This is a genomic window from Acinetobacter sp. TUM15064 (assembly GCF_008980265.1).
Classification (GTDB): domain Bacteria; phylum Pseudomonadota; class Gammaproteobacteria; order Pseudomonadales; family Moraxellaceae; genus Acinetobacter.
Genome location: NZ_BKFU01000004.1, coordinates 1 through 12,706 on the forward strand (window position 1 = coordinate 1; position 12,706 = coordinate 12,706).

Consider the following 12,706-nt stretch of genomic DNA (forward strand, 5'->3'; position numbering starts at 1 on the left):
CAGTTGTCGTTTGTGCTTTTACTGGTTTTTTTACAGGAAAGCTTGGGGGATAAACTACTTGTGCAGATACAGTTGCAGAAAGAGCGATTACAGCAACAGCCAAAGTATACTTAAGAGCGTTCATGATATTTCCTCGATGGAAAAGGAAGTCTCGAAAGAGACTGGGAGGTTAAAAAAAGATAAATTTCGCATGAATAATATCAAAAAATGAACAGTTTTAGCGGAGCTAAAGTTTGAAAAAAGATGAATGGTGAGTTCATTTATCATTAAAAAACAATGAATTAGAATAAATACTCTAGTCGGTTTTTGAGTTTTTGCTCTATCGCTAAGCTATTTAAATTAAAAGTGAAAATCTAAATTTTCAAATTGAGTACAGGCATGCGTGATGTGCTCTTTTTTGCTCAAAATCACAGCGGAAAGGCCCTTGAACTACATGATTGTTTGATCAAATAATCATCAATAGGTGGAAAGCCTATTGTGTGCACTACGTAAGTTTTTGCTGTGGAATGTTTAATCAATCCAATCTTGTATAAAAAATCACCTATGATGGAAAACCAAAACAAAAAAATCAGAGGATGAACCCATGGCCATTGCAAAAGTGGTAGAAGTCAATTCGAGCAGCGTAAAGAGTTTTGAAGATGCCATCCAGACAGGTATCGCCAAAGTCACTGAGACGGTAAAGAATGTGCAGGGTGCTTGGATTAATGAGCAGAAAGTGGTGGTGAAGGACAATAAAATTGTAGAGTATCGGGTCAATCTTAAAATTAGTTTCTTGGTCGATTAAAGCCACAGCGAACCGCATTAACCTATAAAAAATCCCCAAAGTATGGGGATTTTTTGATTTTAACTATAGGCGCTTTTAAAACATCGCTACAGGGCTTGAATTATGGTTTGGGTGTTTCACACGAGTCGTCTGTACACTGTGCTGCTTGCTCTTGTTGCTCAGCAGGTGCTTGCGCTTTTTCTAAGACTTGTAGGAATACTTCACGGGGTTGAGCACCCGCTAAAGCGACACGTTGATCGAATACAAAAAACGGAACGCCCGTCACCTTGAGTTGTTCACGTGCTACTTCTTGGTCAAATTTAACGAAATCTGCATATTCGTCAGAATCCAGCACATCATCCACTTCAACAGGGCTTAAGCCAATTCGGGATGCGACATCTTCAATGGTTTCACGTTCGCCAATTGGGAGACCTTGTGTCATATAACTATAGAAAAAGGCTTCCTCTGCTTCATTGCCCAAGCCACGACTTTGTGCCAAGTGAATAATACGGTGGGCGTTAAAGGTATTGCCTGAGTTAGCGTTTTCCCAGTTAAATTCAATTCCTTCTTCGGCAGCCATCGCTGCAATATTTCGCTGCATTTCTTCAACTTCAGCAACAGTACGACCATATTTTTGTGCAAGACGTTCTGAGTTTGATATTTCTTGGCGTGTTGGCGCTTCAGGGTCGAGTTCAAAACTATGCCAGTGGACTTCTAGTTCAACACCTGCTTGTTCAGCTGCAGCTTCTAAGCGTTTTTTGCCAATATAGCAAAAGGGGCAAACAACATCTGACCAAATATCTACACGCATGGAATTTCTCAAAATAGTAAAAAGCAATTAAAAAAATGATGGGGGTGAGTTCTAAAATTTAAAGCAAAACACATGAAAAAAGCCAGCAGATCTTCGCAGCCATATTATAAGGACAATGTTGATTTGTACCGTTTATCTGACAATGCTGCTGCATAATGGACGAAAAATATACAATAGAGGTGCTGGTGATGCTATGCATCTGCCTTTTTATATCTCTTATTTTTTGGGATTGTTTTATGAAATTTTTACATTCTCTTCCTATCGTTTGTTGTGCTTTTATTTTTATGCCGACTGTGGCTAAAGCTAATGGTGATATTGTTAGCCTTCCTACCTTTAAGACTATGGCAGAATCAGAACTTCGTGCCGAAACGGGTGTCATTCCGTACCAACAAGACGAAAATATTCGTAAAGCTTTACAGCATCGGATCATCCAATTACAGGGTGATGCACAATCTTTTGTGGTCGATCCGACCATCACTCAAAATGTGGATATTTTACCACCCGCAGTTACTGCAGATTTGAACTCTGTACCTCCGCTATTACGTGAGCATGTTTTGAATATTGCTGCAGGTTTACAGTCCTCCAACCCGACTGAAGGTTTATATATTATGTTGCAGCCGTTTGGTATTGATCGCAATGCAACCAATGTACAAACAGCCCGCGAGCAAATTTCGATTGGGCAAATTGACCATAACTTTATGCAAGGGATTCAACAGAATATCCAGCAACAGAGAATAACCCCAGCCAAGTAATGGCTTCTTCACTTATTGATCGCTCATACACTCCTTTTTAACTCGTGGAGGATATGAGCGATGTGCTCTGAAAATGTTGATAAAATGTTTAAATATTGATCATACTTTGATATTTGCTATGATAAAAAGAAATGAAGAGGAAGCTGAACATGCGACGTATCGTGTTGATTTTAGTTCTTGCGACCAGTGCTATTTTCGGTTGGATGTATTATCAGTATTCTCAACAACAAAAAGAACAGCAGCAACTACAAAGCTATGAAACGGTGCTATATGAAAAGACCGAACAAATTTACAAGCAAGCCCAAGACTGGACCACACCAATTCAAGTCGATGTGAAAGACGCGCGCCTCACTGGCGATTACAAAATTATGGCTGAGTTTGTGCTGAGTCATATGTTGCAAAATGCCGAAGCGCGTAATCAATATCTACGTGATTTAAAAGCCTTGAATTGGGATCAATTTTTAAATATTGACCGATTAAGCAAAGACAAAAACAACAAGTATGCTGAAACGGAACAAATGCTGAAACGGAACAAATGCTGAAAGACGTACATACCGTTGTCGATAGCTATGCCCAGCAGGTCGAGCAACGTCAGAAACAGGCGATTGATCAAGCCAAGGATTTACCGATCTCTTCTCAGTTTCGTCATCAGTTAACAGACAGTATGCAAGCCAGTGACAAGAGCCAAGAAGCGATGCGTTTGTTTAAGCTGGAACAGCAGAATTTAGCCAAGGCAGATCAAATCTTCTTGGTGCTCAAAAACAATCAATGGGAAAAGAAAAACAATACCTTTATGTTTTATGAAGATATACCACTTCAACAGTTTAATGCACTGTATAAAGAGATTTTAGCCTTAAATAGTCAAATGCAGCGGGTAGAGAAACAAACCCAAAAAGAGGTAGAACAAAAGTTATAACCAAATACAAAGATGACAGTTTTGTAAGCAGACTGTCATCTGCTGTTCAAAATAGCTTGCTAGATTAAAAGCATCACAAAGATGACGACTTTTCAGTGTAGGCAGGTGAGTCATGAGAACCATACACGTTTTTGATGATATTCAGCATGTGTATAGTGAGTTTGTAGAAAATAAAAACTATCCAAAATTAGAAAGCTTAAGCAACTGGGGAAAGAATCGTTTCTTCTTTAACCAATATTTTGAAATGATCGAAGACTGGCATCATACTGAACAGATCGTGATTCAATTCAATCAACAGTACTTTAGTTTAGACACAGGCAATGCCCCTGACTTTATGGACAAAGAAAAGTATATGGCGTGGTTGATGGGCGAGCTTTTAATTTAAATCTATCCTAAAACTACACAGCGCCTAATTCGTTCTCAGCGCTGTGCCTTTATTGGATTAATCAAAGATTTTATCGGCAGCTTGGAAAGGTAGGCTGACCACGTCGATTGCCACGGCAAAAGGCAACAGCACTAACTTTTCAAAAGGATTCATGCCTGACCTGGATTTATAACTTTCCTCTTGATGGGTATAAATACTCACCTGATAAGGCTTACTTAAAGCTTTTAAAGAGGCTAAATTGTTCGCGGCAGGGTAGACGACACCTGCTAGTTTGATCTCAAAACAGAAACGCTGTGCCAACATGCGTTCATCACTGGAACTCGAACATTCCTTTGCCCCATTTTCAATAAAAAATTCTAGATCTTTCTTGCTGATGTCTTCTTTGAGTTTCACATAAGACAATGGCAGTGTCCCTGTAAAATGACCATCATTCTTTTCTGAGTAGAAGTTTAGTTCTCGGGTGACTTGAATATTTTTCGGGTCCAATTTGCCAATCAAACTGACAAATTGAGGCCCACCTTGGGTCAATACATAACTTTTTTGTTGTCCAGCAATCACTAAACTATGCGCAGGTAAATTTGGCAGAGGCTGAGCTGGTTTGCCAAAAGCGACCACTTGGTCTTCGATCAAGGTTACTTTGTTGGTACGGGTATAGGTTTTATTGTCTTTGGTCATTAGGGTTTTAGTAGCACAGCCTGTGAATAATGTTCCTATGACGCCTAAACAGATGACGGTTCTTAAAGGTGATGCAAACATCGTTAGACTCCAAATCATTTGAAATATAGTTAAGCTGAATTTCTATTGTCTTTAAGCCTATCATTAAAATGGTAAAAAGGCGTCAAAGCCAAAAAATTGAAGTAATGAAAGTTCTATAAGTTGCTCAATACAGTGGAGTGATCGCTTTTATTTCTTACCCACTGGTAGTTCCTAGATACTGAATGAATGTTCATTTGAGTCTGAACTGGCTATGATCATACAAGCGTTCGATAAAAACGATGGACTAGCGAATACGTCATAACAAGGTGGGAAATCGGCTGATGCAAAACTTGATTTGTTATAAAGAACTGCCTGTGTGGACTGCGCAGACCATTCCGCAAGGGTTTAAAAATCAACACAATACCAAAGCGGGCACGTGGGCCAAGTTACAGATTTATCAAGGAGAGCTAAGCTTTGCTTTTTTAGATGAGGCAGGTCAAGTGCAATCTGAACATCTGTTTACCCCTGAGCAACAGCCACCGTTTATTGCACCTCAAGCATGGCACAAGATTGTTTCGACCAGTGATGATATAAAGTGTCAGCTACAATTTTACTGTACTCCGCAGGATTATTTTTATAAGAAATATCAGCTGTCACCTACGCATTCAGAAATTTTGACGGCTATGCCGTATTTAAACTGTGGTTGGGCTTTGGATGTCGGCTGTGGGCAGGGGCGAAATTCGCTGTATTTAAATCAGCAGGGTTTTGAGGTGGATGCTTGGGATGTGAATCCGCAAAGTTTGCAAAAATTACAGCAGATAATAGATGCTGAAGGTATTCAAAAGATTCATCTGCAACAGCGTGACCTCAATGCTGACTCAAGCATTACAGGCACATATGACTTTATTTGCTGTACGGTGGTGATGATGTTTTTAGAAGCCCCAACGGTGAAACAGTTGATTGCGCAGATGCAACAAGCCACAAATATAAATGGGTTTAACTTGATCGTGTGTGCGATGGATACCGATGATATTCCTGCGCAGCCTGACTTTTCTTTTGCTTTTAAAGCAGGGGAGTTAAGCGCTTTGTACGATGGTTGGAACATTGTGAAATACAATGAAAATGTCGGGGAGCTGCATCGGGTTGATAAGCAGGGTAATCGGATTAAACAGCATTTTGCGACGTTGTTGGCGCAGAGGATATAAATTAGTCAAATTTTAATTTAAAATTATTTCCTAAAATTTATAAAATTAGATTCCTTTTCGACATAAAAATTATGCGTCATATATTGACGTCTTATCAGATAGACGACCTCTATTATTGAATTAAATAGGCTACTATGGACACACCTGAAAGTAATGAATATCTGATCCAAGATATTTCTGAATTTGATTCAGATTCTTTAGAACAATTAGGGACAAAAAGTAAGTTTTGGTATGTAAATGAAGATATAGAATATCTTTTTAAAAGTGTTACATCTAATACTGGCGAGCGCTTAGGTGAAGATTGGGCAGAAAAAATAGCGTGTGAACTTGCTGAGTTATTAGGATTACCGCATGCTCATTATGAATTAGCTATACATAAGGGAGTACGGGGTGTTGTCACGAAGAACTTTATTAATAAAAATTTTGCCCAACGTTCTGAATCACTTACAGCAGGTAATGAGTTACTACAAGAACATATTTCCCAATTGGGGGGAGAAAATCCTAATATTCAATATGTAGAGCATGTTTTTAAAGTGATGAAAAATAATGTTAAAGGAAAACCGATCGGTTTTTCGAGTTTTCATAACATTAAGACAGCAAGTGAGTTTTTTGTTGGTTACTTAATGTTTGATGTTCTGATTTCAAATCAGGATAGACATAATGAAAATTGGGGAATGATTATAACTTCTAAAGGTGTTACTCATTTAGCACCTAGCTATGATCATGGTGCTAGCCTAGCAAGGAATGAAAGTGATGAAACACGTCAAAATAGACTTGAGAGTAGGGATCAAGGTCAACAAGTTCCTAATTATGTAAAAAAGGCTAAATCACAGTTTCAAGACTCTTCTACGAATAAGCGCCTAAAGTTGATTGAAGCTTTTAGACGTTATGCTTTAATGGAAAAAGTTGCAGCATTGGCATGGTTGGATAGGTTAAATCAGATTGAAGATACTCAAATTTGGATAATTATTGATAAAGTTCCAAGTTTGTTAATGTCTAATATTTCAAAACGATTTACTTTCCAATTGCTTATTTGCAATAGAGATAATTTGTTAAAAATGTACAATGAATTTAGTGAAGATGTTTAAGGTGGAATTGTCATGATGAAGAATGTTTTCGTGTTATGGCAGGATTCAGCGGATACAAGAATGTGGTATCCAGTGGCTAAATTAACTCAGAAATCTGACCTGGAATATGTTTTTAAATATACAAAAGGCTCTGACCATAAAAATTTTACTTATTTTCCTAGTATGGAAAATAAGTTAGAGGAATATAAGTCAGATAAATTGTTTGCCTTTTTCAAAAACCGTTTAATTCCTGAAAGCCGGCCAGAGCACGATAGTATGTTTGAATGGTCTGGATTGTCTGCGAATTCTAAAGATTATTTGGAATTACTAGCTATTTCAGGTGGAGAAAAAAAGACAGATCACTTTAGAATTGTAAATGTACCCCAAAAAGTGAATGATTTTTATCGAGTAAAATTTTTTATTAGTAGTATTAACTATTTAACTGCCAGTGAAAAACAGTCATTGAAGCAGGTCAATATTGGTGATGAATTAAATTATCAATTTGATAATAGGAATACTATTGATACTGATGCTACTATTTTATTGAACGATGAGCGGACTAAAATTGGTTATCTGCCACACTATTTATGTAAGGATCTTAAAAATTTACTGAATTTTATTGATAGAGATAAAGTTAAATTTACTGTTTTAAAGGTAAATTCTGATGCTCCTGTACAATTTAGAGTCTTATGTGAAATGAATGCTGTATGGCCTGATAGTTTTAAACCGTTTAGTGATGATGATTTTACAACGCTATAAAAAAAAACCCCGCAATAAGCGGGGTTTCTTTGTATCTCAGTATTTAATTAAACATTAAACACGTTCGATAATGGTTGCGATACCTTGACCAAGGCCGATACACATCGTTGCAAGACCAATTTGCGTATCTTGTTGTTCCATCACATTCAACAACGTCGTTGTAATACGCGCACCAGAGCAACCCAATGGGTGACCAAGAGCAATCGCACCACCATTTAAGTTAATGATGTCTTGCTTCTCATAAACACCTAAGCCCTTCATTACTGATAAGCCTTGTGCAGCAAACGCTTCGTTTAATTCGATGGTTTGGATATCTGCCATCGTTAAGCCAGCACGTTTAAGCGCTTTTTGAGTTGCAGGCACAGGACCATAACCCATGATCGCAGCGTCACAGCCTGCAACCGCCATAGAGCGAATCACAGCACGTGGCTTAAGACCTAAAGCTTGAGCACGTTCAGCAGACATGAGTAGCATTGCAGAAGCACCATCAGACAAAGCTGAAGAGGTTGCTGCTGTTACTGTACCGCCTTTCGGGTCAAATACAGGACGTAAACCTTTGAATGCTTCAAGGTTTGCATCTGGACGAATCACTTCGTCGATGTCGCACAGGATTTTGAAGCCATTCGCATCATGACCTTCAACACCTACGATTTCGTTTTTGAAACGGCCTTCTTGCGTTGCAGCCCAAGCACGGCGGTGAGATTCCACACCGAACGCATCTTGTTCTTCACGTGAAATGCCGTTCATACGACCTAACATTTCAGCCGTTAAGCCCATCATGTTAGACGCTTTTGCATAGTGCTTAGATGCTTCTGGGTTCAGGTCGATGCCGTGCATCATCCCGACGTGACCCATGTGCTCTACACCACCAATGATGAAGATATCACCTTGGTTGGTTGCAATCTGTGCAGCAGCAGTGTGAAGCGCTTGCATAGATGAACCACAAAGACGGTTAACTGTTTGACCTGCCACAGTTTTTGGAAGGTCAGCCAATAAACCAATGTTACGGCCAATGTTCATACCTTGCTCTAGAGTCTGGTTTACACAGCCCCAGATCAGGTCTTCAACTTCATTGGTGTCAAACTGGTTACGAGCAACTAAAGCACGAACCAATTCAGCCGATAAGCTGTCAGCACGTACATTGCGGAACATACCGTTTTTGGTTTTACCCATTGCTGAACGTACGCCATCAACGATGACAACGTCACGTGGATTTAAAGTAGCCATTCACGTTGCTCCTTAACCGTAGAATTTTTTGTTGTTAGCAGCCATGTCACGCAACATTTGTGGCGCTTCATAAGCCTTACCTAAGTGTGCGTATTTGTCGCAAAGTGCAACGTATTCAGCAACACCTGTTTGGTCGATGTAACGGCATGGACCACCACGGAATGGAGGGAAACCTACACCCATAATCATCGCCATGTCTGCTTCAGAAGCAGTCGCTACGATGTTGTCTTCTAGGCAACGAACAGTTTCGTTACAGAAAGCCAGCATCATACGGTCAATGATTTCTTGAGCATCAAACTCACGTTTTTCCGCAGTTGCCACAGTAGCAACAAGCTCATACGCAGTTGGATCAACCACTTTGGCTTTTTTGCCTTTACGGTCAAGTTCGTATTTGTAGAAACCAACGTCGTTCTTTTGACCCAAACGTTTGTTTTCGTACATGATTTCGATTGAACCTTTGAAGTCTGGCTTCATACGGTCAGGGAAACCTTCAGCCATGACTTCTGCACCGTGAACGCCCGTGTCGATACCCACCACGTCGATCAAGTAAGCAGGACCCATAGGCCAGCCGAATTTTTCCATGACTTTGTCGACTTGTTGGAAGTCAGCACCGTCTTTCAATAGAAGGTCAAATGCACCAAAGTAAGGGAACAATACGCGGTTTACAAGGAAACCAGGGCAGTCGTTTACTACGATTGGTGTTTTACCCATTTTCTGAGCAAGAACTACAGTAGTCGCAATCGCTTCAGCAGAAGTTTTCTCACCACGGATCACTTCAACCAATGGCATCATGTGTACTGGGTTAAAGAAGTGCATACCGACAAAGTTTTCAGGACGTTGTAGGTTTTCAGCCAAACGTGTGATTGAAATGGTTGAAGTATTTGAAGCAATGATCGTGTTGTCACGAACATTCTTCTCAGTTTCAGCAAGTACAATGCCTTTTACTTTTGGATTTTCAGTCACCGCTTCAATCACGATGTCCACTTCTTTAAACTCGTCATAGCTTAAAGTTGGACGGATGCGCGCAAGAGTTTCACCCATTTGAGCAGGTTTCATCTTCTTACGTTCAACTTGTTTGGTCAGTAAGCCATTTGCTTCTTTCATACCCAAAGCAAGTTGTGGATTACCAATGTCTTTCATGATGATTGGTGTGCCTTTGCTTGCCGCTTGGTAAGCAATACCACCACCCATGATACCCGCGCCTAGAACAGCCGCTTGGTTTACAGGGTGCGCACCTTTTTCATATTTCTTCGAAGTTTTCTTCACCACTTGGTCATTGATGAATAGACCAATTAATGCACCTGCTTGTGGTGTAATCGCTGCTTTTGCAAAACCAGCTGCTTCAGCTTGCAGTGCTTCATTACGTGGAAGGCTTGCACCAGCTTGTAATGAGTCAAGAAGAAGTTTAGGCGCAGGGTATTGAGCAGGATTTGCTTTTGCAAGTACCGCACCTTTCGCCGAGTTGAACGCCATCATTTGTTCGATTGGGTTCAATTTAACTGGGTCAAGTTTTTCTTGGCGTTTTGCTTTCCAGTCTACACGGCCAGCAAGGGCTTGTTTAACCAAGTCAATTGCAGCGTCTTGGAGTTTGTCGGCAGCAACCACTGCATCAACAGCACCGTCTTTCAGTGCAGCAGCTGGTTTTTTAGGATTAGCCATGGCCATCCATTCAACTGCATTGTCGATACCAATGAGACGGCTTAAACGAACCGTACCACCGAAACCAGGGAAGATACCTAGTTTGATTTCAGGAAGACCGACTTGAGCCGCTTCTGACATCACACGATAGTCACACACGAGACACATTTCAAAGCCACCGCCCAATGCCATACCATTGATCGCAGCAACTTTAGGAATTTCTAAATCTTCAAATGCGTTGAAGATGTCGTGAACAGGCAATGCCCAATCCACAATCGCTTGTTCGCCTTGAGCGAAGTTTGCACCAAATTCAGTAATATCTGCGCCAACGATAAATGTAGATTTAGCCGAAGTAACGATTAAACCTTTGATGTCGCTGTTTGTTTTAACAGCGTCAATCGCGGCTTTGAAATCTTCAATCGTTGCACGGTTAAATTTGTTGACCGACTCACCTTGTAAGTCAAAGCGGAATTCTGCAATTCCGTCCGAAAGCATTTGGACGGTAATGGCATTGCCAGCGTGGATCATGCCTGATCTCCTTTATTTTGGAGGACTTCTAAGTTGATGTTGTGAAGCGAGTACGTCATTCCTACGTACATCTATGCTCCGCCAATCTTACGATAACTATATCGAAAAAGAACATAACAAGTTGTATCAAGCCGTGACGCAAGGGTCATCTATTTTTGTTCAATTGTTTTCTATGTTTATGTGCAGTGCTTTTGCTTGATTGTGCTTCAATATAATGAAGCTTTTGTTTCACTTCATGTTTTTAATGACAAGTATTTGAAAATAAGATGCGGAAGTTATTCTTATTTTCGTTCATGTTTTATTCTTATTTTGGGCAATTCAGTCAATTTTGAGAAATCTAGTTTGATTGAAAAGCTTGAAAACTTGTTCCGAAAAACATGAAATAGGCTGTATTTTGTGGCTTATGTTAAAATAGATATCAGATCACTTTTAGGTCTTCTCCGACTCTAGTCTTTTTATTCGCTTTCAGGTTTTTATATGATTAAGTGGATCATTCTGGCGATCTTTATTCTTTCTGCCCTTTATATTCAGCAACGTGGGAAAGTTCGTCACTCGTTTTATCGTCAATTTTTCGATCACTCAACGATTCTTGCGCCGATTAATTACCTCATGTACATGTTTTCAAAAGTACCGAATCAGCCGTATATCGAGACCCAGCATTTTCAAGACTTAAAAGTCTTGGATGAAAACTGGGAAATGATTCGAGATGAAGCGAAAGCTTTATATGAAAAAGGCGGTATTAAAGCATCAAGTAGTTATGATGACTTAGGCTTTAACTCCTTTTTTAAAACAGGCTGGAAACGCTTTTATCTAAAATGGTATGACTCGGCACACCCATCTGCTACGGAGCTGTGTCCAAAAACCACAGCGTTATTGAAAACCTTGCCGACCATTAAAGCTGCGATGTTTACCGAACTGGCTCCCGACAGCCGTTTAGTTCGTCACCGTGACCCCTATGCAGGTTCATTACGTTATCACTTGGGTTTGCTCACACCAAACGATGACCGCTGCTTTATTGATGTGGATGGTCAGCGCTATTCATGGCGTGATGGTGAAAGTGTAGTCTTTGATGAAACTTATATTCACTATGCCGAAAACACTACGGATCAGAATCGCATTATTTTCTTTGCTGATGTCGAGCGTCCTTTAAAAACACGCTTTATGCAAAAGTTTAACCATTGGTTTGGTAAAAAAGTCATGACCGCAGCCAGCTCTCCAAATGAAGCTGGCGATCAAACAGGTGGGTTAAATAAAGTCTTTGGTTATGTCTATCAAGTGCGGATCAAAGCCAAAGCTTTAAAAAAAACCAACCGCCAACTGTATTATTTTTTAAAATGGTTCTTGATGCTTGGAATTTTTTTCCTGATTTTTGTTTGCCCTTATATTTTTTGATATATGGGGAATTTAAAAACGTCTTTCGAGGCGTTTTTTTATGGGCCAAGGTTTTGATTTTATGATCTTACAAGCGAGATATTTTTGTGTAAGATAAGCATAAATTAGGGGGAAATATGCAAAAATTTCGTTCAAAAAAAGACTGGTGGGTGATTGGATTTATTATTGCCATGACAGGTCTGTTGCTACAGTTGTTATTCACAATGTATGCCAAAGGTACAATGTCACAGTATCCAATTCACACGGTGACCTATGTCCTCACAATTGCCGTGTTATGGTGGCCTGTTGTAAATACTCAATATCGAATTGAGCAAAATTGTTTGGTGATTACCAGTATGTTTTTGAAATGGACTATTCCTTTGGCAGATATTCAAAAAGTCAGCCCAAGTAATAACTCGGTTTCTTCACCAGCATTGTCCTTAGATCGCCTCAAAGTAGATTATCAAAAAGATGGAACTGTGAAATCTGTTTTGGTTTCACCCAAAGATCAGCAGAAATTTATACAGGCGCTACAACAAAGCGCTTGATGCTAGGTCAAGCGCAATTTAAGAGCCCTCGATGCGATGA

At 39.8% G+C, this 12,706-nt stretch carries 14 protein-coding genes; 10 read left to right on the top strand and 4 right to left on the bottom strand.

All coding sequences use genetic code 11. The features are described from left to right. Window positions 1–583: 583 nt before the first annotated feature. Entirely contained in the window at window positions 584–784 is a 201-nt protein-coding gene (locus tag GBI16_RS02040; RefSeq protein WP_086209726.1) for a dodecin family protein, read from the top strand. 100 nt (window positions 785–884) lie between these two features. Here GBI16_RS02040 and GBI16_RS02045 read toward each other — a convergent pair whose 3' ends face one another. Further along, a complete protein-coding gene (locus tag GBI16_RS02045) occupies window positions 885–1,574 on the bottom strand; it encodes a DsbA family oxidoreductase (RefSeq protein WP_086209725.1) in 690 nt (229 codons plus the stop codon). 236 nt (window positions 1,575–1,810) lie between these two features. On the opposite strand from GBI16_RS02045, the gene GBI16_RS02050 reads away from it, so the two are divergent. From GBI16_RS02050 to GBI16_RS02060, 4 genes are all read left to right on the top strand, one after another. Continuing rightward, on the top strand, window positions 1,811–2,326 hold the full coding sequence (locus tag GBI16_RS02050; RefSeq protein ID WP_086209724.1) for a hypothetical protein: 516 nt from the start codon (window positions 1,811–1,813) through the stop codon (window positions 2,324–2,326). A 149-nt stretch (window positions 2,327–2,475) separates the two neighbouring features. Beyond that, window positions 2,476–2,868, top strand: a complete 393-nt coding sequence (locus GBI16_RS18875; RefSeq protein ID WP_228267797.1) for a hypothetical protein — start codon at window positions 2,476–2,478, stop codon at window positions 2,866–2,868. Beyond that, entirely contained in the window at window positions 2,862–3,242 is a 381-nt protein-coding gene (locus tag GBI16_RS18880) for a hypothetical protein (protein WP_228267798.1), read from the top strand. The genes GBI16_RS18875 and GBI16_RS18880 overlap by 7 nt, the downstream gene beginning before the upstream one ends. Before the next feature lie 112 nt (window positions 3,243–3,354). Continuing rightward, complete coding sequence (locus GBI16_RS02060; RefSeq protein ID WP_151706422.1) at window positions 3,355–3,627, top strand: hypothetical protein; 273 nt, start codon at window positions 3,355–3,357, stop codon at window positions 3,625–3,627. Window positions 3,628–3,684: 57 nt separating this feature from the next. On the opposite strand, the gene GBI16_RS02065 is transcribed toward GBI16_RS02060, so the two are convergent. After that, the gene (locus GBI16_RS02065; protein WP_151706423.1) at window positions 3,685–4,383 is read right to left on the bottom strand and encodes a hypothetical protein; all 699 of its coding nucleotides are present in this window, start codon (window positions 4,381–4,383) and stop codon (window positions 3,685–3,687) included. A gap of 281 nt (window positions 4,384–4,664) precedes the next feature. Between GBI16_RS02065 and tehB the strand changes: the two genes are divergently transcribed. The 3 genes from tehB to GBI16_RS02080 all read left to right on the top strand — a co-directional run bounded on the left by tehB (window position 4,665) and on the right by GBI16_RS02080 (window position 7,354). Continuing rightward, entirely contained in the window at window positions 4,665–5,528 is an 864-nt protein-coding gene (tehB, locus tag GBI16_RS02070; RefSeq protein WP_151706424.1) for an SAM-dependent methyltransferase TehB, read from the top strand. 134 nt (window positions 5,529–5,662) lie between these two features. Then, entirely contained in the window at window positions 5,663–6,616 is a 954-nt protein-coding gene (locus GBI16_RS02075; protein WP_151706425.1) for a HipA domain-containing protein, read from the top strand. Between the two features lie 12 nt (window positions 6,617–6,628). Further along, window positions 6,629–7,354, top strand: coding sequence for an HIRAN domain-containing protein (locus GBI16_RS02080; protein WP_151706426.1), 726 nt, complete (start codon window positions 6,629–6,631; stop codon window positions 7,352–7,354). Window positions 7,355–7,408: 54 nt separating this feature from the next. Here the strand turns inward: GBI16_RS02080 and fadA are convergent, their stop codons facing one another. Beyond that, on the bottom strand, window positions 7,409–8,581 hold the full coding sequence (fadA, locus tag GBI16_RS02085; protein WP_086209718.1) for an acetyl-CoA C-acyltransferase FadA: 1,173 nt from the start codon (window positions 8,579–8,581) through the stop codon (window positions 7,409–7,411). Window positions 8,582–8,593: 12 nt separating this feature from the next. Then, complete coding sequence (gene fadB, locus GBI16_RS02090; RefSeq protein WP_119064184.1) at window positions 8,594–10,747, bottom strand: fatty acid oxidation complex subunit alpha FadB; 2,154 nt, start codon at window positions 10,745–10,747, stop codon at window positions 8,594–8,596. A gap of 477 nt (window positions 10,748–11,224) precedes the next feature. Between fadB and lpxO the strand changes: the two genes are divergently transcribed. Together lpxO and GBI16_RS02100 are read left to right on the top strand one after the other, a co-directional pair. Beyond that, window positions 11,225–12,139: a lipid A hydroxylase LpxO gene (gene lpxO, locus GBI16_RS02095; protein ID WP_151706427.1), complete on the top strand. Its 915-nt coding sequence runs from the start codon at window positions 11,225–11,227 to the stop codon at window positions 12,137–12,139. A gap of 116 nt (window positions 12,140–12,255) precedes the next feature. Next, entirely contained in the window at window positions 12,256–12,666 is a 411-nt protein-coding gene (locus tag GBI16_RS02100; protein ID WP_086209715.1) for a PH domain-containing protein, read from the top strand. Window positions 12,667–12,706 lie beyond the last annotated feature (40 nt).